Annotated in this window: 19 protein-coding genes; 5 read left to right on the top strand and 14 right to left on the bottom strand. The window is 62.2% G+C overall.

The annotated features are described in order from the left end of the window. Nucleotides 1-7: 7 nt before the first annotated feature. The 6 genes from MTHMO_RS01000 to panC all read right to left on the bottom strand — a co-directional run bounded on the left by MTHMO_RS01000 (nt 8) and on the right by panC (nt 7,961). Nucleotides 8-1,591: an outer membrane beta-barrel protein gene (locus tag MTHMO_RS01000; RefSeq protein ID WP_202213138.1), complete on the bottom strand. Its 1,584-nt coding sequence runs from the start codon at nt 1,589-1,591 to the stop codon at nt 8-10. Nucleotides 1,592-1,681: 90 nt separating this feature from the next. Further along, nucleotides 1,682-3,184 (bottom strand): outer membrane beta-barrel protein, encoded by a 1,503-nt coding sequence (locus MTHMO_RS00995; protein ID WP_237394677.1) that lies wholly within the window; start codon nt 3,182-3,184, stop codon nt 1,682-1,684. Between the two features lie 230 nt (nt 3,185-3,414). Then, complete coding sequence (locus MTHMO_RS00990) at nt 3,415-4,788, bottom strand: sigma-54 dependent transcriptional regulator (RefSeq protein ID WP_202213137.1); 1,374 nt, start codon at nt 4,786-4,788, stop codon at nt 3,415-3,417. An 8-nt stretch (nt 4,789-4,796) separates the two neighbouring features. Continuing rightward, a complete protein-coding gene (locus MTHMO_RS00985; protein WP_202213136.1) occupies nt 4,797-5,996 on the bottom strand; it encodes a PAS domain-containing sensor histidine kinase in 1,200 nt (399 codons plus the stop codon). 67 nt (nt 5,997-6,063) lie between these two features. Next, nucleotides 6,064-7,113, bottom strand: a complete 1,050-nt coding sequence (locus tag MTHMO_RS00980) for an N-acetylmuramoyl-L-alanine amidase (protein WP_202213135.1) — start codon at nt 7,111-7,113, stop codon at nt 6,064-6,066. Beyond that, entirely contained in the window at nt 7,101-7,961 is an 861-nt protein-coding gene (panC, locus tag MTHMO_RS00975) for a pantoate--beta-alanine ligase (RefSeq protein ID WP_237394676.1), read from the bottom strand. Before panC ends, MTHMO_RS00980 begins: the two co-directional genes overlap by 13 nt. On the opposite strand from panC, the gene MTHMO_RS00970 reads away from it, so the two are divergent. Next, entirely contained in the window at nt 7,960-8,859 is a 900-nt protein-coding gene (locus tag MTHMO_RS00970; RefSeq protein WP_202213134.1) for a TerC family protein, read from the top strand. The two genes, panC and MTHMO_RS00970, sit on opposite strands and share 2 nt — an antisense overlap. Nucleotides 8,860-8,873: 14 nt before the next feature. Here the strand turns inward: MTHMO_RS00970 and MTHMO_RS00965 are convergent, their stop codons facing one another. Further along, entirely contained in the window at nt 8,874-9,365 is a 492-nt protein-coding gene (locus MTHMO_RS00965; RefSeq protein ID WP_237394675.1) for a bifunctional nuclease family protein, read from the bottom strand. Nucleotides 9,366-9,488: 123 nt separating this feature from the next. On the opposite strand from MTHMO_RS00965, the gene speA reads away from it, so the two are divergent. Further along, entirely contained in the window at nt 9,489-11,453 is a 1,965-nt protein-coding gene (speA, locus tag MTHMO_RS00960) for a biosynthetic arginine decarboxylase (protein WP_202213133.1), read from the top strand. Between the two features lie 5 nt (nt 11,454-11,458). On the opposite strand, the gene MTHMO_RS00955 is transcribed toward speA, so the two are convergent. Continuing rightward, nucleotides 11,459-12,439 (bottom strand): dihydroorotate dehydrogenase-like protein, encoded by a 981-nt coding sequence (locus MTHMO_RS00955; RefSeq protein ID WP_202213132.1) that lies wholly within the window; start codon nt 12,437-12,439, stop codon nt 11,459-11,461. A 114-nt stretch (nt 12,440-12,553) separates the two neighbouring features. After that, on the bottom strand, nt 12,554-13,486 hold the full coding sequence (locus MTHMO_RS00950) for a LysR family transcriptional regulator (protein ID WP_202213131.1): 933 nt from the start codon (nt 13,484-13,486) through the stop codon (nt 12,554-12,556). A 39-nt stretch (nt 13,487-13,525) separates the two neighbouring features. On the opposite strand from MTHMO_RS00950, the gene MTHMO_RS00945 reads away from it, so the two are divergent. The 3 genes from MTHMO_RS00945 to MTHMO_RS00935 all read left to right on the top strand — a co-directional run bounded on the left by MTHMO_RS00945 (nt 13,526) and on the right by MTHMO_RS00935 (nt 15,566). Beyond that, nucleotides 13,526-14,239 (top strand): YggS family pyridoxal phosphate-dependent enzyme, encoded by a 714-nt coding sequence (locus tag MTHMO_RS00945; RefSeq protein WP_202213130.1) that lies wholly within the window; start codon nt 13,526-13,528, stop codon nt 14,237-14,239. Next, nucleotides 14,236-15,036, top strand: coding sequence for a hypothetical protein (locus MTHMO_RS00940; RefSeq protein ID WP_202213129.1), 801 nt, complete (start codon nt 14,236-14,238; stop codon nt 15,034-15,036). The genes MTHMO_RS00945 and MTHMO_RS00940 overlap by 4 nt, the downstream gene beginning before the upstream one ends. A 65-nt stretch (nt 15,037-15,101) precedes the next feature. Then, nucleotides 15,102-15,566, top strand: coding sequence for an Rrf2 family transcriptional regulator (locus MTHMO_RS00935; RefSeq protein ID WP_202213128.1), 465 nt, complete (start codon nt 15,102-15,104; stop codon nt 15,564-15,566). A 42-nt stretch (nt 15,567-15,608) separates the two neighbouring features. On the opposite strand, the gene MTHMO_RS00930 is transcribed toward MTHMO_RS00935, so the two are convergent. The 5 genes from MTHMO_RS00930 to MTHMO_RS00910 form a co-directional block, all read right to left on the bottom strand. Next, nucleotides 15,609-16,271 carry a hypothetical protein gene (locus MTHMO_RS00930; RefSeq protein WP_202213127.1) on the bottom strand — a complete coding sequence of 221 codons (663 nt, stop codon included), beginning with the start codon at nt 16,269-16,271 and terminating at the stop codon, nt 15,609-15,611. Next, the gene (locus MTHMO_RS00925; RefSeq protein ID WP_202213126.1) at nt 16,268-17,098 is read right to left on the bottom strand and encodes an ATPase; all 831 of its coding nucleotides are present in this window, start codon (nt 17,096-17,098) and stop codon (nt 16,268-16,270) included. The genes MTHMO_RS00930 and MTHMO_RS00925 overlap by 4 nt, the downstream gene beginning before the upstream one ends. Nucleotides 17,099-17,305: 207 nt before the next feature. Further along, nucleotides 17,306-18,706, bottom strand: a complete 1,401-nt coding sequence (locus MTHMO_RS00920; protein WP_202213125.1) for a hypothetical protein — start codon at nt 18,704-18,706, stop codon at nt 17,306-17,308. Continuing rightward, nucleotides 18,703-20,127, bottom strand: coding sequence for a leucyl aminopeptidase (locus tag MTHMO_RS00915; RefSeq protein WP_202213124.1), 1,425 nt, complete (start codon nt 20,125-20,127; stop codon nt 18,703-18,705). Before MTHMO_RS00915 ends, MTHMO_RS00920 begins: the two co-directional genes overlap by 4 nt. A gap of 42 nt (nt 20,128-20,169) precedes the next feature. Continuing rightward, nucleotides 20,170-21,402: a 4-hydroxy-3-methylbut-2-enyl diphosphate reductase gene (locus MTHMO_RS00910; RefSeq protein ID WP_202213123.1), complete on the bottom strand. Its 1,233-nt coding sequence runs from the start codon at nt 21,400-21,402 to the stop codon at nt 20,170-20,172. Nucleotides 21,403-21,478: the final 76 nt, after the last annotated feature.

Genomic DNA, 21,478 nt, shown 5'->3' with positions numbered 1-21,478 from the left:
CGTAGGCTTAGTAGCTGTAGACGAATTCGAGTGCGGTGAGGAAGATGGGGCCGTTTGCGGAGTAGAGGAGGGCGCTTGGGGAGGTAGTTCCCTGGAAGGGGAAGCCGTAGTAGGCCATGACGCCGAGGCCCCAGTCGATTCGGCCTTCGAGGCGGATCATGAAGTTGTCGGCAAGGTCGAAGGCCAAGGTGGCGGTGTACTCCCAGATGTCGGTGGGGGCGTTGTGGCCCGCCAGGATGCTGTTCCAGCCCGCCTGCATCCATTCGGCTCGTTGGGAGAGGCTGACGATCGAGTTGAACTGGTACTTCGCATGGATGGCGGCGCCGTACCAGTTGGAGGGGCCGCTATAGAGGCCGATGGGCAGCCCGCTGACCGCGGGGGAGACGAAGCTGACGTCATTGTTGTAGAAGCCCCCGGTGAACTCGAAGCCCAGGAGGAGCTTGTCGTGGGCGAACTTCGGCGCCCAGGAGCCCCAGACATCCCCCAGGAAGAAGGCGTTGTTCTGGTTGAAGGTCCCCTCGCCGCGAATCCCCTGCGCGATCCCGTAGGGCTGGGCCATCCCGTCGATCGGAGAGGCGCCGAAGCCCGGAGGGTTGACCCCGTTGAAGCCGTACATCACTGTCGCGCTTAGGATGGCGTTCTTCTGCTTGGACTCCCACTGCCCGTTCCAGAAAAGCAGGTAGGCCGCGTTGTTATCGATCGTGTTGTCCAGATATCCGAAGTAGTTGTAGCCTCCGCGGGCGACGTTGAAGCCCCCGTCGGCCACCCCGAAGCGGGTCGACCACTGGTCGTCGAAGTGGTAGATGGCCTGCATCCCGGTAAGGGTGGTCGGCAGGAGGTTGCTGAAGAGCAGCCCGTAGGTGAAATCCAAGTTGACCGGCCGCTCCACCACCTCGTAGCCCGCCGGATCGACGAACTTCCCGACGCGAATGTCGAGCCCGTTGCCCACCGGCGCCCGGAAGACCACGTAGGCCTGCTCCAGCCAGAAGCTCGAGGTGTTGAAGAGAACCAGGGAGCTGAAGTTGGTGCCCAAGCCCCCGATCGTGTCCGGAGCCCCGATCGAGGCATCCTGCCCGACGATCAGATCGGCCCGAAACCCCGCCTGCCACCGGTTCTCGTCGGTCAGCGGCTTCTCCAAGGCCAGCTTAAAGGCGTTCATATTGAAGCCTCCGCCGGGAATCCCGTCCACCGGCTCCCGGCCCGGAATCGCCGGATACCCCAACGCCTGCCCCGCCGCATTGGTCGGCCCTACATAATTCGGTGGGGGAGGAAAGCCGGGCACTTCATTAAAGGAAGGCGCATTGATGAAGTTGTACGTGTAGCTCGCATCCACGTACCCCGAAAGGACGATCCCCTTGGTGTTCGCCTGCACCGGAATCCCCTGGTCCTCCAACCGCTTGATCAGCTCCTGGATCTGCGCATTCTGCGCACTCTTCTTCGAACCGCTGGTGCCGTTCGTCCCGCTCGAATTCGCTCCGGCGGAATCCACACTGGCGGCCTCTTCTCCCGCGAGCACCGAAGCGACCGACCAAAACCCGAGAACCCCGGAGAGCAGCCATGCTAATCCGCACCCGCCGCACGCATGCTTCATCCTCATCCCCCTTTCCTCTCAAAAATCCGGTCGCCCCTTGACAAAGCAAGATACGTGCCAGGTTTCCCGGCGTAAGGAATCCGCTCCACGTCAGAAGGTGAAAACCGCCTCGAGCCCGGCGAAGAAGACGGGGCCGCTGGAAGAACCTACCAGACCGTTCCCGGCGAGTCCGACCTCGGCCGGCGGTATGCCGTTCGCGGGTGCATAATAATCTTCGATGTTGTTGCCCCAATCCATACGGTACTCCAGGCGCACCATGAAGTTTTCCGCCAAATCGAACCGCAGGGTGACTGTCGCGCTGTAGATGTTCGTCGGGGCGATCATGCCCTGCAGGTAGCTGTTCCAAGAGGCCTGAAGCCATTGCTCCCGGAGCGCCAGGCTGACCAGAGGATTGAACCGGTACACCTGGTAGAGCGCGGCCCCGAGCCAGTTCGTCGGCCCGCCGTAGCCAGCGGCGTACGGGAAGAGGGGAAAGATTCCCAAGGCGGTTTGCGTCGCCGGACTCAAGCCGGTAATTCCCGCCGGTGCGACGGCATTGTTGTAAAACCCGCCGATGAGCTCGTAGGCGAGCTGCAGCCGCCTCCGGTAGACGAACGGAGGGGTCCAGATGCCGTAGTCGTTAAACTCCATGTACGTTCCCGGGGAGTTATAGGGCCCCGGGACGATATCCCCGTTCGCATAAGCCCCGGGGTAATAGACCCCGTTCACGATCCCTGGAGAGGTTCCGAATCCGGGGGGATTGGTCCCATGCGGTCCGTAGAGCATCCCGTAGGTGGAAAGGAAGCTTTTGTCCGCAGAGGTGTAATCCACGTTGAAGGTCAGCAGAAAATTCGACAGGCCGTTGATCGAGTTGTCGACGATTCCGAAAAAGGGGTAGCCGCCTCGACTGGTGTTGAAGCCTCCGTCCGTCACCCCTCCCCGGACCGTCCAGCTATCGTCGACCCGGAAGAGGAACTGGGTCCCTACAAGGACAAAAGGCTCGACGTTGTTGAAGAAGAGGCCGTAGGTCATGTTGAAGTTTGCCGGCCGCTCCAGGACCTCCAGGCCGATGGGAGCTGCGAACTTTCCGACATGCACTTCGAGCTTCCGATCTCCGACCGGAATCTGAAACTGGACGTAGGCTTGCTCCAAGAAGACTTCGCTGGTATTGAGCCCCGTCCCGGTCGAGGTAGAGGAGCCGCTTCCGACCAGGAAGTTCGGCACGCCGAGCGCGGCATCCTGGCCGAGCATGAGATCCATACGAAAGCCGGCATCCCAGCGGTTCTCCGCCGTCAATCCTCTTTCCGCCCAGAGCTTCAGCTGGTTGAGGTTGAAGCCGCCTCCCGGAATGCCGTCGTCGGCCAGGCGCATCGGAAGGAGGGGGAAGGCCCGGGCGAACCGAGTTCCCCCCGCCGCCGTCGGTGCCGCGAAACGCGGCACCCGGTTGAACGACGGGGCGTTGACGAAGTTCATTTCGAAGGCGCTGTCCACATAGCCTCCCAGCTTCACGCCGGGAGAGGGCGAGCTCACCGCCATCCCCTGCTCCGCCAAAAGCTGCTGAAGACGTTGCGCCTCCGACTCGTCGGCTGTGGTCCGGGATGCGCTGACGTCCATCTCACCCCCTTTGCCGGAGGCGGCCGAAAGGGACTGCGGGGCGGACAGAAACACGGCGCAAAGGCCGATCGCGCCGAAGACGGCCCGCCGGATCCGTCGGCTCTCGCATCTCCTCCTGATGGCAGCGACTGTACTGCGGCGGCGATTCCGGAGAGGCATCAAAAGAAAGCCGGCTTCCATCAACAGGCGATCAAAAGCCTTGCCGGCTTGTTTTGCCAGCCTGGAGCGCCTCAGCGGGAAGAGGATCCGTCTGGCGGCGGTGCTCCGGCGATCTTGCGCAGGAGGGTCTTTCGGCTGATTCCGAGCTTCCGGGCGGCTTCGCTCCGGTTGCCTCCGCAGGAGTGGAGCGCCTGGAGAATCCACTGCTTCTCGGCCTCGCGCAGGGTCATGGGCCCGGAGCCCATGCCGCGCGCCGGACGAAGGGCCGAAGGAAAGCGGATTCTATCCGGCAAGTCCTCCGGCGTGATCCACGCTCCTTGGGCCATCACGACCCCGTGCTCCAACGCCATCCGCAGCTCTCGGACGTTCCCCGGCCAGTCGTACTGATAGAGGAGCTTTTCCGCGTCCTTGGTCAGGCCGCTGATGCGCTTGCCGTTCTCCCGCGCGAACTCCCCGACGAAGGCTTGGATAAGAAGGGGCAGGTCCTCTTTGCGTTCCCGCAAGGGCGGCAGGACGATCCGCACCACGTTGAGGCGGAAGAAGAGATCTTCGCGAAAGGCCCCTTCCGCTACCATTCGCTCCAGATCGCGATTGGTCGCGGCGATAACACGAACGTCGACCGGGATCGCCTTGTTGCTCCCCACCCGCTGGATGGTCTTCTCGCCGAGCACCCGCAAGAGCTTGACTTGAGTCGAAGCGTCGATCTCCCCGATCTCATCGAGGAAGATCGTGCCCCGGTGCGCTTCCTCGAAACGTCCGATCCTCTTCTCCAAGGCACCCGTGAAGGCACCCCGCTCATGCCCGAAGAGCTCGCTCTCTAGCAATTGCGGGGAGAGGGCCGCGCAGTGGACGGCGACGAACGGGTAGGCGCGCCGCGGACTGGCTAGATGCAGCGCATGAGCGGCCAGCTCCTTCCCCGTCCCGCTTTCTCCCTCCAAAAGCACGGTCGCGCGGCTTCCCGCGACCTGCCGGATCTTCTCGAGGACGGGCACCATCGCGGCCGACTTTCCGATAATCCGCTCCAAGCCGAACTTCCAGCCGAGCTGCTCGCGCAGATTCTGGTTCTCGGTCTCGACCTGCCGGGAACGAACCGCCCTACGCAGAATGATCTCGAGCTTGCCCAGATCGAGAGGCTTGGTGACATAGTCGTAAGCTCCCCGCTTGATCGCCTCCACGGCATTGTCTACCGAACCATAGGCCGTCATGATCACGCAGACAGGCGCGGTCGGCAGGCTCCGGCTGAACTCGAGCAGGTCGAACCCCGACTCTTTTCCCAGCCGGAGATCGAGCAGGATGACGTCGATCGGCTCTTCTTCCAAAATGGTCTTGGCGGCGGCGACGCTTTCCGCCGTGTAGATTTCAAACCCGTCCGAGAATGCGCGTCGGAGACCCTCGCGAGCGTTCCGCTCGTCATCCACGATCAAGAGCCTGGGAAGGTCTTTCATCGAGCGAGTCAGGATCGTCGCCCGTCCGGATCTCCGTCTTTCTCCGGATTCGATCCCATCGGCAAAAGGCGGAGCCGGCGCTCGCTGCGCGGCAGCAGGATGCGCACGGTCGTCCCCTTCCCTTCCCGGCTTTCGAGCTGGATCTCCCCGCCATGCTCCCGCACGATCCGCCGCACCACGAGGAGTCCGAGCCCCGTCCCGGACTGCTTGGTCGTAAAGTACGGCTCGAACGCACGGCCCATTTCCGCCGCCGACATTCCCGAGCCGTTGTCTTGGAAGCTCACAAGGAAATGGCTGTCGGTGAGCTCCGTGCGAACCCGGAGCAGACCGCCTCGGTCCATCGCTTCAACCGAATTCTTCATCACGTTGAAGAATGCCTGCCGGAGCTGGTCACGATCGGCCCGGAACAACGGCATGTCGTTGGCCAGCTCCATGTCGACGACGATATCTCGATTTTCCATCTCGGGAGCAAGGAATTGAACGGCTTCCCGGACGATCTCGTTGAGGGCGGCCCAAGAGAGCTCGGGCCGAGCGGGCCGGATCGCCCGGAGGAACTGGTTGACGATCACGTCGAGCCGCCGCAGCTCCGACCGGATGGCGGCGAACGATTCGGCGATCGCCTTCCTCACCTTCTTCCGGCCGAGCTCTCTCTGGAGAAGCTCGGTGTGGATCTGCAGCGAGTTGAGCGGATTCCCCAGCTCATGGGCAACCCCGGCGGCGAGCAGGGTGAGAGCGTTGAGCTTCTCGGACTCGATCATTTCCAGAGTCTTCTCCCGGCTGGCGGTCATGTCGTAAATAATGACGACGAAAGCATCCGTGCCATCCGGCCCTTTACCGAGGGGCACCGCCGAACAGTTGAGATACCTCGGCTCCGGATAGGCGATTTCCAAATCTCGACTCAAGATTTGCCCGGATGCGAACAAGGAAGGCCAATCGACATCGGGCAGATAGAGGCTGATCGGTTTTCCGAGCGCCCTTTGCCAATCGATTCCCAGGAGCCGCTCCGCGCTCTGGTTGCCATACAAGACTTTTCCGCGGACATCCACCACCAAAATCCCCTCCTGGAGTACATTGAAGACCGTCTCCAGAAAGCCTTTTTCCTGCGCCAGCCGCTGCAGGTAGTTTTGAATCTCGAACGGCCCGAGGCGTTCGATCCGTCCTAGCAGCTTGTTCAGAAACGAATTGCGCAAGCTTATGCTCAGGGCCATGCTGGATCTAATCTAGCCGATGGAGCGGGTGCCGGTCGAGGCCGCCTGTGAGGCGCTCCCTCAGGAACTACTGACCTTCGGCCGACCAGTCCGCCGGAAGCGCGCGCGGGGCGGCTGCATGCACGTGGGTCGTTTGAAAAAACCGGCCCAAGCCGCGCGCCACGGCTTCGGCTTGTCGCTGCCGATATTCGGGCCGATCGATCGCGGACGAATCGGTCGGATCGGACAAAAACCCCCCCTCTACGAGCACTCCCGGAAGCGGATTGTCCCGAAGCACGACGAATCGGGCTCGCCGCAGGCCTCGATCCATATCCGGGTCTTCCGGCCGCAGCCGGACGAGCTCTACGTGAATGTCATGCGCCAGCAACGTGTTAAGCAGGTCGTTGTCGTTCCCCGGCAGCGGCGAATAGTCGACCCGCCGCACCCACGTTCCGTTGTTGCTCGACGGAGCTCCGCGCGGAGCCAGGCAATAGGTTTCTACTCCGTGGCCGCTCGGTTCCGACTGGTTGTAGTGGAGGCTGACAAAAACGTAATCGGGATGGGTCGCCGCGATCCGAACCCGCTCTTCCAAGGGAACAAACACATCGCTGGTTCGCGTAAAAACGACCGGAATTCCCATCGCGCGGAGAATCCTTCCCAACCGGCGGGCCGTGTCCAACGCATAGTCCTTTTCGTACCGGCCGTTGCGGCTTCTGGCACCCTTGTCCTCCCCTCCGTGGCCCGGGTCGATCACCACCCCGCGGAACCAGAGTCGGGCCGGCACGCGCCAAGGACGGAGAACCGGATCGAACAGGCAGCAGAGATCCGTTCGGGAAACATACCACCTTCCGTCCTTCTCCAGCAGCGGAAACGAAAGCGCGTGGCGGACGCCGTCGATAAGGACATACGGGCTTCCGTGCTTCCCGTCGACTGTGCCGACCTCACCGGAGAGATGGATCTCCCCGGCGACGGGTTCCGCGAGCGACATCCCATAGAAGCGGCAGAAATCCTCGATCGGCACGTATTCCCGCGCTCCGATCGGGATGAGATGCCATGCCGAATCGCCTCGCGCCCTCGCGGTCGCGACGGGGAGAAAGGCGACCCCCGCCAAAAACAAGGCCAGGGCTAGGCTTCGCATGGAAAGTTGTCGATCAAGCGCACTTTATCGATCCAGACCGCACCGCACAAGCGGCCATCCGCTTTCTCGACGTAGTCGACGCGAAAGCCCGGCTGGCGGCTCAGCTCCGCGATCGCCCAAGCGCAGCCGTCCGGGCGGCGGGCGGCGGCGGCTAGAATGCGAGGAAAAGCCGCCGCCCTCTTCCGCTGCTCCGGCGAAAGATACCGGTTCCTCGAGCTCCAGGCCAGCCCGTCCCGATCCCGCTGGACTTCCACAGGCACGATCCGGACGGGGAAGGCGAGATCTCGAACCAGGCGGCGGATCACGGAAAGCTGCTGCGCGTCCTTCCACCCGAATACGGCCGCCCTCGCCTGCGTTAGGTTCAAGAGCTTGACAACCACCGTGGCCACTCCGCGAAAGTGACCCGGCCGGCTGCTTCCGCAGCGGCCGGCGGAGAGCGCTTCTTCCACGACGTAGGTCGAATGGTCCGCGGCATAAAGATTACGGGGGGCAAATAATAGATCCGCCCCCGCCGCTTCGCAGGCCCGCCGGTCCTCCTCCGGGGTCCGGGGATACGCGGCGAAGTCTTCTCCCTCTCCGAATTGCAGCGGATTGACGTAAACGCTAACGATCACCGGAGAACCCTCCAGCTTCGCTCTCTCGATCAAGGAGAGGTGTCCGGGGTGGAGCGCCCCCATTGTCGGCACGAGCACCGGCAAGGCACCTTCCCGGCACAGCCGAAGTGCAAACTCCTGCATTGCATCGGCGTCTTCGATAACCCGGATCGCCATTCCCGCCTCCGTCGCACCACGTTTTTCCTTGAGCCGGGGAGACCTCCGTTCCAAAAGAGGCCGGCCTCCCGCACCCATGGGCTCTTTCTTCTACGCTTTTCTGGCCCTCTTCGTTCTACTTGCGGTTCTCGATGGGCTCTCGGCCAAGAGCTTGGGGGAGGTTTCGCTCGGCCGCGCTCTCCTCCTAAGTCTCCTCTGGTTGCTCTTTTCGCTCGGCTGCGGCGGTTATCTTTGGATGGCGCAGGGCGCCGCTGCGGCCCTCGACTTCGCCGCGATCTACGGAATCGAATATATCCTAAGCATCGATAACCTCTTTGCCTTTTACGGGACCTTCCGTCTCTTCGGCATTCGCGGCGCGGCCCAGTCCCAACTGCTTACGCTGGGCGTCCTTCTCGCTCTCCTCCTGCGCGCCATCCTGATCTGGGGCGGCTTGAGCCTCCTTGGGAAACACAACGCGATCTTTCCCTTGTTCGGACTCCTGCTCTTGGCCGCGGCCATCCGCCTTTCCCGGAAGCCCGGGCCGAACGCCGTCGTCGTCGCCGGACGCGGCACCGGCGCCTTCCCTCCGTCGGAGGCGGCAAAGACGCCCGGATGGATCACGCGCCGCGACGGCCGGATCCGGCCGACCCCTCGACTGCTCGCCCTTTTATCCATCGAGCTGGCCGACCTTCTCTTCGCCTTGGATTCGGTTCCCGCGGCGTTCGCCATTTCTCTGGATCCCGCCGTAGTGTTTCCGGCCAACCTCTGCGCCGTGATCGGTCTCCGGTCTCTCTACCCCCTTGTCCAACAAGCAGCCGACCGGCTGGCCTGGCTGACCAGGGCTATCCCCTGGGTCCTGGCGCTGATGGGAGCGGAACTCTGCGCCAAGCCCTGGCTCTCGATCCCCACAATGCATACCCTGCTGCTCATCGCCGGCCTCTTCCTTGGCGCAGTCGTCCTGTCCCGAGCGCGGAAAAAAGGACCCCGCAACGCCTAAGAGAGGAAAGGGATTTATTTGGTCTCGCCGCCGAAGAACGGTTCGTCGGGCGGCTCCTGCTGCTTGCGTTGGGCCTCGCGCATCTTTTCCAAAAGCTCGCTCATGTCCTCGACTTCGTCCCACACCTCGCGCGCCACGAGGATCGGGCGCTTCGCCTGCAAAGCGAGCGTCAGGCAGTCGCTTGGGCGAGCGTCGATCTCGATCATCTTCTTGTGTACCTCGCTTTCCGCGTGCAGGAGAAGCCGCGCAAAATAGGTATTGTTTCGCAAGTCGTTGACGATGACTCGATCGATGGAGATCGAAAAGCCTTCGAAGATCAACCCGATCAGCTCGTGGGTCAGCGGGCGCTCGTTGCGCTCCCCCCGCAACGCCATCATGATCGCTCGGCCGACGTAGCTATCGACATTGATCACAAACACCTTTTCCTCGTTACCGAGGAAGACGGCGAATCCTTGCGGGCCGGTCGGGAGAATGCCCACGACCTCGACGGGGACGAGATCATTCATCACCTCTTTTCGTACCATAATCCCGTGGCTACGCAAGCAGCGCCGATCGGCTCCCTTAAGGGGAGAATTTCCGTCTCGCTGAGATTGCGGAGAAGGGAGAGGGGTTTTTATATAGGGTGACCGATGAGCGCCAAACCCCCCTGGAGCATCTCCCAAGCCCTGCAAACCTACCAGATACCGAGATGGGGCTCGGGGTACTTTTCCATCAACGAGGCCGGACACATGACCGTTCGCCCGCTGCAGGACAAGGGCCCGGAACTCGACCTGCTCGAAGTGGTGGCGATGGCCAGAGAGCGCAAGCTGCAGTTCCCGCTTTTGCTCCGTTTTCAAGATATTTTGCGCCATCGGGTCGAAAACCTCAACCGGGCGTTCCTCGACGCCATCGAGGAGGCGGGTTACCGCGAGCGCTTTCGCGCCGTCTTCCCGATCAAGGTCAACCAGCTCCAGGAGGTTGTGGAAGAGGTGCTCGACGCCGGCGCTCCGTACCATCACGGGCTGGAAGTCGGAAGCAAGCCCGAGCTCTTCGCCGCCCTAGCGCTCCATCGGGATCCGGAGGGCCTTATCATTTGCAACGGATTCAAGGACAGCCTTTTTATCGAAACCGCGCTCCTCGGGCGAAAGCTCAACAAGCTGATCTTTCTCGTCTTGGAAAAGCCCACGGAGCTCGACGTCGCAATCGAGGCCTCCCGAAGATTGGGAGTCGATCCGCTCCTCGGGGTGCGCATCCGGCTTTCCGCCAAGGGCCGGGGACGATGGGCTCTCTCCAGCGGGGAGAGCGCGAAGTTCGGCCTCTCCACCCCGGAGCTCCTCGAAGTCACCGACCGCTTGCGGCAGCACGGAATGGAGCGCTGCCTGCGGCTCGTTCACTTCCACATCGGCTCGCAAATTCCCGATATCATCACCATCAAGCGCGCCGTTCGCGAAGCGACCCGCTATTACGCCCGCCTACGCCAATTGGGATTCCCGGTCGCCTACCTCGATGTCGGCGGAGGCCTGGGGGTCGACTATGACGGGAGCCGCTCCACCGACTCGAGCATCAACTACACCCTGCAAGAGTACGCCCGCGATGTCGTCTACAACGTGGCCGAAATTTGCGACGAGGAGAAAGTCCCCCACCCGTGCCTGATCTCCGAAAGCGGGCGCGCGGTGGCCGCTCACCATTCGCTTCTAGTCGTAGACGCCTTCGGCTCCATTGAAAAGGAGCGGGCTTCGTCGGCCGCGATGGGAACCGAGCCGCACAAGCTCGTCCGGGAGCTCCTCGAGGTGAAGAAGCTGCTTGCGACTCGGAAAAATCGGCTCGAGCACTATCACGATGCCCTCCAAATCAAGGAGGACGCGCTTTCCATGTTCGACCTCGGCCTGCTCGATCTCCACACCAAAGCGCACGTGGAAACGCTCTACTGGGAAATCAGCAAGGAGGTCCTCTCTCTCTACGAGGGGGCGAAGCAGGTCCCGGAAGAAATTCGCAAGCTGGGGGCCTCGCTCTGCGACCAGTTCCTTTGCAACTTCTCTGTCTTCCAGTCTCTGATCGATTACTGGGCTCTGGGCCAGGTTTTTCCCATCGTGCCCATCCACGAACTCCACCGGCCGCCGACGCGTCGTGCAATCCTTGCCGACATCACTTGCGATTCCGACGGCAAGATCTCGACGTTCATCGACGGGGACGACTCCGTTCAGAGCACCATTCCGCTCCACGACTTCACCGGAAAGCCTTATCTTGTCGGCATTTTCCTCATCGGGGCCTACCAAGACATCATGGGCGACCTCCACAACCTCTTGGGCAGAGTGAACGAGGCCCACGTCTTCCTGGATGCCGACGAACCGCAAGGATTCTACATCGAAGAAACGATCCCGGCGCTCTCGATCGCGGAAGCGCTGGCGTCGGTCCAGTACGAGACTCACGCCCTCCAGCGCGCGTTCAAAGCACAGATCGATGCCGCCATCAAGGGCGACGTGCTCAAGCCGAACGAGGGGATGCGCATCCTGGAGTTTTACGAGGCCGGGCTCCGTCACCCGACCTACCTGGAATTTTCCTATCCCACCAGCTTCACCCCGACCTCGGCGCCGCCGTCGCTGGTGGCCGGCTGACCGGCTCAGGCCGAACCCCCGCCCACCGCCGCCACGTACTGCGCCCTCTCGAAGCTCTCCGGATCGGCACAGTTCTTCTGGCTCAGCAGGCCCCGCCACTGCTCGATCGATTCGTACCCGTGGCGCCGCATCCACTGGGCGATCTGTTCGAGCAATCGCCCGACCGAGGCCACACCGTGCTCCAGGAGCACGGAACAGAGCATCGCGGCTTGCGCTCCGGCCAGAATGACCTTGATCGCGTCGGCGGCCTCCATGATCCCGCCGGTAGCCGCCAGATCGATCCCCACGCGGCCGTAAAGGATGCCGATCCAAGTCAGCGGCACCCGGACATCTCGGGAAGAGCCCGGCAAGAGCCCGCTCCGGAGCGTCAACCGTTCCACGTCGATATCCGGTTGGTAGAAGCGATTGAAGAATACCGCCCCTTGGATTCCCGCCGCCTGGAGCCGCTTCGCCAGGTGGGCGATGTTGGTATAAAATGCGCTGAGCTTGACCGCCAGCGGAATTCGAATCTGGGCGCGGACCAGCCGCACGATGTCGAGCAGTTCCATCTCGATCTCCGCCCCGGCTTTGTCCGGATCGGTCGGCACCGAATAGATATTGAGCTCCAGGGCGTCGGCTCCCGCTTCCTCAAGCATCTTGGCATAACGGGTCCACCAGCCCGAGCTCGCTCCGTTCAGGCTGGCGATGACGGGAATCCCTACCGAGGACTTGAGCGCCCGAATGTGATCGAGATAGGCTCGGGCGCTGAACCGGAACTCTTCGAGCTTGGAGAACCCCTCCAAGGTCCCGCCGTAATCCTGCTGCGCGTGCTCCGCCATCTCCTCCCTGAGAATCTGTTCCTCGAAAAGGGAGGGGAGCACCACTGCTCCGATCCCCGCCGCCTCCATCTCCCGGATCCTCGCGAGCGATCCGGTCAGCGGTGAAGAGGAGGCGATCAGCGGAGAGCGTAGAGATAAGCCAAGGTACCGCGTTTCCAAGTTCGGCATGGATTCTCCTTTTTCCTTTCATTCCTTTTCGCTATCCCAGGACGGGCGGGATCGAAACTCCTCCGGAAAGCTTTTCCTTTCCCAAGAGGCGCTGACAAGGAGCGGCGGCAAGCCCTACTCGCCCACGGCCTTCGGCGTGTCCGCTTCGACGGTCCCCTCGGTCTTGTTGTCTTCCTGAAGAACCTCCAAGAAGCGCTTGACGGCCGGGGAGAGGATTCTGCCCGACTTGTAGAGCAAGGCGATCGGCCGGTAGTGAGGTTCTCCCGCAATTTCCACCGCCGAGAGCGATCCGTTGAGCACTTCTTGCGCCACAGTTGCGGCAGGCACGATGGAAACTCCGATGTTGATCTCGACGGCCCGCTTCACCGTTTCGATGTTGTCGAACTCCATCACCGGCCGGATTTCCAGGTTGCGATCCCGGAAGAGCTGATCAATCCCCTTCCGCGTCGGCATGTCCGAGGTAAAGCCGACGAAACCGTGCCGGGCGATCTCTTCCAGTTCCACTTCCTTCCGCTTGGCCAGCGGATGCTGCGGATGGCAGAGGAAAATGAGCCGATCCGTTCGGAACGGGATGGCCTTCATCCCCTTGCGGACAACAGGAAACGCAACGATTCCCACATCGCAAGATCCATCGGCGACATCTTCATATACCTGTCGCGAATGACGGTACTCCACGCGCACGTTTACCTTCGGATACTCGCGGAGGAACTTTTTCAGATAGGAAGGCAGCTCGTAGAGCCCGACGCTGTAAATCGTCGAAACCCGAATCGTGCCGGCGATCGTGTTCCTTACCTCCGCAATCCGATTCTGGAGGGTCTGGTAGAGGGCGACGATCTCCTTGGCCGTCTGGTACACGAGCTCCCCTTCCGGAGTCAGGCCGATGCGCCGACCGGCACCCCGTTCCAGCAGCGGAAGCCGAAAACGCTCTTCGAGCCCCCGAATTTGCTGGCTGACGGCCGATTGGGAGATGGAATTGCACTGCGCGGCTTTGCTGAAGCTCCGCGAATCGACAAGATCACGAAAGACCTTTAAGGTCTCCAGTTGCATCGATTCACCTTTAAACAAAACTAATAAATTGTCAATTTCATGAACTACGCCCAAGCAACGACATTGTCGGACCGGCTGGCCGAGCTCCGGCAACGCATCGAGGTCGCCGCAGCCAAGTCCGGGCGTCCTCCGGAGGCGATCCGTCTTGTTGCCGCCACAAAATCGCAGCCTCCGGAAGTCTTGGCCGAGCTGTTTTCTCTGGGAGTCGAAGACATCGGCGAAAATCGGGTCCAGGAAGCGGCCGCAAAGCGCGAGATTTTGGGATCGAAGGGGACATGGCATTTTATCGGGCATCTCCAGACGAACAAGGCGAAGCGAGCCGCTCACCTCTTCGACTGGGTGCAGTCGGTCGATTCTCCGGAGCTGGCGCACGCTCTCTCCCAGGGAGCCGAGGCCCTGGGGCGGAGGATTTCGGTGTTGATCCAGGTGAATATTTCCGGGGAAACGACCAAGTTCGGAATCCCTCCCGAGGAGACCGAATCGCTCACCTACGAGGTCAATTCCCTCCCCGGACTGGAGCTGCATGGCTTCTTCACTATCGCGCCCTTTGCGGAGGACCCGGAAAGGGTTCGGCCCGTCTTCGCGGGCATGCGGACGCTACGAGATCGAATCCAGGCCCAAACGGGATTCGCCCTTCCCGTTCTCTCGATGGGCATGAGCCACGACTTTCCGATCGCGATCGAGGAGGGAAGCACGATGGTCCGCATCGGCACGGCCCTGCTCGGCCCGCGGCGGTCGCGCATCCACCGATGATCCTTCGACCGAAGGCTCTTCCCGCTCTCTTCCTCTCTCTGGCCTGGACCGCCAACGGCTTAGCCGCGGCGGAGGGCTTTCGGATGGATTTTCTCTGGAAAACCGATCGGAAGGAGGAACGCCTCTCGCTGCTGCGGCGTGGGCCCTATATCCGCATCGATCAGCCCGCCGCCCTCTTTTCCTTGATTTACAACACCGAGCTCCAATCCTTTTTGGGTCTCGAGCACTTGGATGCCCACTTCTGGTCCTTTGACTGGCCGACCATTCATGCCAATGCGGAAAAGAACCGGGAGAACGGATGGCGCCTCCGCTCCGATCCCTTTCCCGAAGATCCAACCTTGATCCCGTTCACTCCGTCGACATCGTCACCGCCTCCTCGAGCCCCCGTCTTTCACGACTTGGCCCGCTTCACCTGGGTCCGAGATCCGGGACCAGAAGGTCGCTGGACGGGGCGTGCGAAAGAAGCGGAGGAGGCGGTGGTTATCACCTTTCCCATGAATGGAGACTGTCGGGCCCTCTGGCTCTCCACCGTCCAAGAGTTGAAGGTGCTTTCCCAGATTTTCCATTTTCTCCTGGGGCGGGAAGCGTGGCCGGAATCCGCTTTGGCGGTCTGGCTTTCGTTTCCGGAGGATAGCGGCATGCCCCGGGACATTTCCTGGCGGAAGACAGGAGGGGAAGCGGGGAGTCTGCGACTGATCGCCGAACAGTGGACCGACCCGCCTTCCAGTCTCTTCACGGCTCCCAAGGACTACCAGCGCGAAGACCTCGAAGAAATCGAAGGATTTCTCCCCCAATAACCCGCATTTCTCTCCCCGAGAGCGACACGATTTTGTATATTCCGCTGGTCGCCGGTCCGGAAGAAATGGTCCTTACCCGAAGAAGCAAATACGCCTTACGCGCCCTCGTCTACTTGGCGCGTTCCCGGGGGAAAGGCAGCATCCTCATCGGAGAGATCGCGGAGAAGGAACGAATCCCCAAAAAGTTTTTGGAAGCGATCCTGCTCGAACTCAAAAACAAGGGCATTCTGGAGAGCCGCCGAGGCAAAGGGGGAGGCTATCAGCTCGCCGACGTCCCGGATGCGATCCTCGTCGGCCAGATTATCCGGCTGATGGACGGGCCGATCGCACCTGTCCGCTGCGTGAGCGGGAGCGCCTACGCGGCGTGCGAGGACTGTCCGGACGAGGAGACCTGCACGATTCGGGTCGTCATGAAGGAAGTCCGGGAAAAGATCTGCGAGGTGGTGGATCGGACCACCCTTTCCGACTTGGTCCGGAAAGACGAGGAGCTGAGGCTGGCGACTCGTCGCGCGATCAGCTTCGACATCTGAGTTGGCCATCTACCTCCGCACGCTTGTGCGGAACGCCGGCCTTCAGACGCCGAAGATCTTCGGCATCAGGAGACGCAAGAGCAGGATAGTAGAGCATCCGGCGAAAAAGCCGATCGCCAAGAGCAAGCCCACGGCCCAGAGGCGCAGGCTGGTCAGACGCTTCTGCAGCATCCGGCTCTGCTCGGTGATTTGGGACACGAGTCCGGCCAGCTGCGCGCTCTCTCGCCCTACCTTCTCTTGCCACATCCGAGACGAGGAACCCAAGAGCTCTTGCAGCTGAAGGATGTTCTGCTGCATCAGCTCGCTCATTTGCGACAGAAGCGCGGAAAGCCGCGAGGTCTCCGCCGCCAGCTGCCCTTGCCATTGCTGCGATGAAGAACCCAAGAGCTCCTGCAATTGCGTCGTATAATGGTCCATGTACCCCAACAACCGCTGCCAGTCCTCTTGAAAGGGGACTGTGCCGGCTGCATGGTTGGCGGCGCTTTCCAGCAGCTCCTGCACCGCCTTAGGCACGCGCTCCAGGTATGCGGCGTTAGCCTCGAGAAGAAGCAGAAGACCGCTGAGGCTGTCGAAGGAATGGGCGGCTTCCGAGCGGCTGCGGTACCATTCCCAGGCCGCTTGCTGCTTTTCCGGCGGGAGATGGGCGATCGCAGCCTTCCAGTACCGCTGCGGATCTTCGCGTTCCTCCACCTCCGGGACGTTCATAAAAGGTTTTGAAGATTCACCTTCCCTCCCCGTCGAATCCTCGGGGGCTCCCGCTCGGCATCCGCCGCCGTCATAGCGGCGCGAGCGATCTTTTCCGCTTCCTCTCCCGCCAAAAGAAGAGCGGCCGCCCGTTCGTACCGCCCGAAGAGGAGCCGAAGCCAATCTTCCAGAATGATCCGGTGAATCAGATCGAGCTTCACCTCCGGATCGACGAGCGCCTGCACCGGCGAGATCCCCCGCTGCAATCCGATTTCCAGAGCGGCAAGAGCGTCTCGGGTATCGGAGAGCAGCGCCGGCACCTCCAGGGTCGTAGCCCCAAGGGAGAGCAGCTCCTTCTCCAGCTCGCTGCCCTCGTACATGCGAATGCGCGGGATACGAGCCCGGTTCCGGACGACGACATAGTCCGCCTGATTCCCTACGCGTTCGACCACCTCCGCGATCTCGTCCATGACAGACAGATCGTCCATGGGGTAGAAAAGGATGGTAACGCGGGTGTCCGGCTCCTTGCCCGCGTACTGGAAAAAGCGCACGGCCTCCAAGGAGCGGAGCAGAATGCGCGAAAGGTGCGCGCGCGGATCGATCAGGGTAAGGGACGACTCCGGAACGGTGCGGAAAAGGCGGATCAGATCGGTCTCCGGTTCCTCGGAAAGCTCGACCACCTGAACACCCGGAACAGCCTTGGATAAGGTGCGATTGTCCGAATCGAGGTCGAACGCCCGCCAGGAGAGGCCTCGCGCCGACATCCAGCCCAGACGGGCGATTGCCTCCGTCGATTTACCCACGTTGCCCTTGCTTTGAATCGGGACGGTCACTCGATGCTTGATCATGGATGGACAGGTTCCCCCGGAAAAAACGGATCGCAGGTCCGAGCAGATCCGTATCGCTCCCTCGGCAAAATCATTGTTCTCCCAGAAATGAGAGAACCTGATCGTGGAATGACCAGCAGTAGCCGTCAATCGGATTTTCTCCGCGCCGTTCGGATTGGTGACAGGGGCTCGCCCCATTGCTCGACATTCCGGTTTCGTAGGACGAACCTACCGGATGACCTCGGGAAGCAGGCCGACGGAAATGCTTTCCCCTTCTTGCGAACGGTGTCGGCTTCCCAATGCCGCGGTCGCCCACGCCACGGCGGGGCGGTCTTCGGGGCCGAGGGCGATGTGCGGGAATGGCCGGCTGGTTCCCTCCCCGAACTGGTGTCTCCACTGGAGACGGCCGACGGAGTCGAGCCTAGCCACATAGACTCTGCCCGCCTGCGCCAACGGGTCGGCCGAAACAAGCGGCCCCTTGGCTTCCCCCAACAGCCAGAGGCTTCCATCGGCTCCATACCGGAGCGCCATCGGTCCGATGGAGAGATTGTTTTCGATTTCCCGACACCAGCGGAGGGAGGCGGGCTCCCCGCCGTATTCGGCGACGAAAAGCCGCAGCCCGCTCGGCCGCAGCGAACGATCGCCCGGACAAGCCCCCCATACGCTGCTGCCCGCGATCGCGACCGCGCCGCGCTCGGAGCCGGCCACGGCAAACGCGAGGTTGTTCCACATCCGGCCGAAGAGGCGGGACCAGAGCCGCCGCCCGGAGTCATCCCACCGATCCACGAAGATCTTCACCTGCGGGACTTCTCCCGCTGCCGACGAAAGCCACCCATAGTCGAGCCTCTCCCTGGGCGAGCCCGGGGGACGGGTCAGCGGATCACTCGACATTCCGGCAAAATAGCCGACCACGGCGATCCCGCCCGCCGGCAAGGCGGCGATCGCTACCGGATGCTGGATCCCCAGAGGGGCAGTCGCCAGCCAGCTCGCTCCCGCCTGTTTACATTCCGGAACGGCCGCAAGGGAATAGCTCTGCTGGAGGAGACCTTTTTTGGAATAGTGAAAGATCCGTGTCTCCCCTTCGGATATTTCCGGTCGATCGAAGCTCCCCTTGCCCGAGGGAGGCTGGCGCACGGCGACATAGAGTCCTCCCTTCCCATCGGGCGTGACCGCCTCGTTCGGATCGGCCGGATCGGCGGCCACCTGCCGTCCCCAAAGCAATTCTCCTGCCTCCGAAAACCGCCAGATCCGCAGAGCGCCGCCCGACCGACCGGCTACCACCACCTCTCCGGCGGGCTCGGGGACAAGGTGAAACCGGATGTCGAACGGAACGGAGTCCAGGATCGTCCTCGTCCAAAGTAGGCGCCCTCCGGGCGCCCAGCGGCTCAGCTCGACGGGCATCGTCCGCCGCTCCGCGGGCAATGCCGATGCCAGCAGCCAGAGACCGCCGTCCGCGCGCGGCAAGGCATCGTAGGCTCGCTGGATCTTTCCGGGCCGGATCCCCCAGATGCGCACATCCCCCGACCCGCCGGCAAGCGCGGCCGGCGCCTTTCCGGCGAGGAGAACGACACCGAGAGCTACAGGAAGGAGCCGGCGGAAAGAGGCAGGTAGGGACAGGCAGCGGCTCATGACCGGGGTTCTTGGGTTGCCAGGGAAAGCAGATAGCGGATCAGGAGCCGCACACCGCAACCCGTCACCCCTTTCTCCAAGTAGGGAAGCTCGCGGTTGACCCAAGCCGGTCCCGCAATGTCCAGGTGAACCCAAGGGATCTTCCCCACCCAATGCTGGAGGAAAGCGGCTCCGACCGATGCACCCCCCTCTCGAGCGCCCGAGACGTTCTTCACCAGCGCCACATCGCTCCGAATGGCCTCCCCGAACTCTTCCCCCAAGGGCAGAGGCCAGACCGGATCCCCCGCCTCCTCCCCGAGCTGCCACAGCCGGTCCCGAAGGAGCGGGTCCGGAGAGAACACTCCGGCACGATTCCGGCCCAAGGCCACGATGCAGGCACCCGTCAAGGTAGCAAGGTCGAAGAGCACCCGCGGCGCGAAGCGCTCCACGGCATAACCGATCGCGTCGGCGAGAAGGATCCGTCCTTCGGCATCGGTGTTGAGCACCTCGATCGTCTTCCCCCCGAAGCTGCGGATCACGTCTCCAGGACGATAGGCACGGGCGCTTGGCATGTTCTCGGCGCTGGCGACGACGCCGACCAGCGGGACGGGCAAACGCAGCCGGCTCGCCGCGAGCAGGATCCCGAGGACCGCACAGCCTCCCATCTTGTCGAACTTCATCTCGTCCATGTGCTCGCCGGGCTTGATCGAGATTCCCCCGGAATCGAAGGTGACAGCCTTGCCTACGACGACGACCGGCGGGGCGTCCGTCGGCCGATGTTCCAAAACGATCAACCGGGGCGGGTTATCCGATCCCTTCCCCACGGCGAGAATGCCCCCGAAGCCGCCCTCTTCCAGTTCCTTCGGACCCAGGATGGTGCAAGAGAGCCGCCATTCGGCGGCGAGCTCCCGCGCCTTTTCGGCGAGCACCGCCGGGGTCACGACGTTGGCGGGTTGATTGCCGATCTGTCGAACGTAGTTGACGGCCTCGGCCAGGATGACGGAACGCTCGACCTCGGCGCGGACCTTTCCGGAATCGGCCTTGCCCACAGCCGCCGTGAGCGTTCGCAGCATCGTCTTGCTTCGGGACTCGGGCATCCGAAAATCCTCGAACCGATAGGAAGCGAGCAGGGCCCCTTCGACGGCAACGCCGGCCCATTCCGGATAGGCGGTGCAATCGAGGTGGATCTCCTCTCCTCCCAGCTTGCGCAGGAGCTTGACTCCGGTCCCCGCCGCCTTCCGGAGAAGATCGGCCGTAACGGGACCGTCTCCCAAACCGACGTAGACGGTGCGTCCTTGCGCTTCCCGCCAGAGCAAAGTGGCCAGCTTCGCGCCGTCGAACTCTTCCGGCGGCACTCCCGGCATGGAAAACTCCCCCTTGCGCACAAAGACGACGCGATCGCCCTGCTGCGGCAACTCCTCCACCGTCAAGACCGCACCCATCGGACCTCCAGAATTCCGCCTCCCGCGACCATCGAAGCGTCCTCAGCCGCCGGAAACAGGAAGAATCGCCGTGACGTCGACGCCGCGCAACTCATAAAGGCGCCGGATCGTTTCCTCGATCAGGTTGTTCGGACAAGAGGCGCCAGCGGTGATTCCGATCTCGACATCGCCCTCGGGAAGCCAGGGCTCGGTGAGCACCTCGCATCCCTTGTGCAAATCCCAATGGAGGATCCGGCGGGTGGAGATGATCTTTTCGGCGTTTTTGAGGAAATAGGTCGGCAGGCGGCTTTCTCCCATTTCCGCCAAATGGCTGGTATTGCTGCTGTTGTAGCCCCCGACGACGATCAAAAGATCGAGTTTCTGGTGATCGAGCATCTCGCGCAGCGCGTCTTGCCGTTCTTGCGTTGCGCCGCAAATGGTATCGAAGTAGCGGAAGTGCTCCGAAAGCTTCTCCGGTCCGTAGCGGTCGATGATGGCTTGACGGATCCGCCGCTGCACCTCCTCGGTTTCGCCCCGCATCATCGTGGTCTGATTGGCGACACCGACGAACTGCAAATGGATATCCGGGTCGAACGACGGCGAGATGGCCCCTTGAAACCTCCGGAGGAACTCCTCCTTGTTTCCACCTTTGCGGATGTACTCGCAGACAAGATCGGTCTCGGCCAAGTCGTAGACCACCAGGTAGTGGCCGCTGCCGTCTTCCCCGACGGCGCGGGAAGCGGTGGCCTTGGTCTCCTCATGCCACGCCTTTCCGTGAATGATCGAGGTCACACCCTCCCTCCGATACTGCCGGACCCGCTTCCAGACCGTCATCACGTCTCCGCAGGTCGTATCGACGATCCGGCACCCGATCTGGGCGATGCGCGCCATCGTTTTGACCTGGGCCCCGAAAGCAGGGACGATCACGACATCCGAAGCATTGAGATCATCGAGATCCGACTCGCCTCCGTGTTCCTGCAGGCGCTGAATGCCCATGGCTGTCAACTGATCGTTCACCTCGGGGTTATGGATGATTTCGCCCAGGAGAAAGATGCGTCGATCGGGGAACACCTTGGTAGTGGCATAGGCCAAGTCGATTGCCCGCTCGACCCCGTAGCAGAATCCGAACGCCTTGGCCAGGCGCACCGTCAGGCCCGCTGCGGCAAGGCATCCTCCCGTAGCCTGCAGATGCTCGACCAGTGGACTCCGATAGTGTTTCTCCACCTCCGCTTGCACGACGCTCATGACTTCCGGGGTTCGCAAATTTACCTTTGCCGGTGAGGAGGCTATACTCATAGCGGAACTGATCTTGCGCACGGAACCGATCGGCGTCAAAAGGCTTTTTCCGGAGATGGACCCGGGCAGGGAGGGG

This window comes from Methylacidimicrobium sp. AP8, assembly GCF_903064525.1.
Lineage (GTDB): Bacteria > Verrucomicrobiota > Verrucomicrobiia > Methylacidiphilales > Methylacidiphilaceae > Methylacidimicrobium.
Note: the sequence above shows the minus strand (reverse complement) of the source record. Positions and strands in the feature narration are given on the sequence as shown.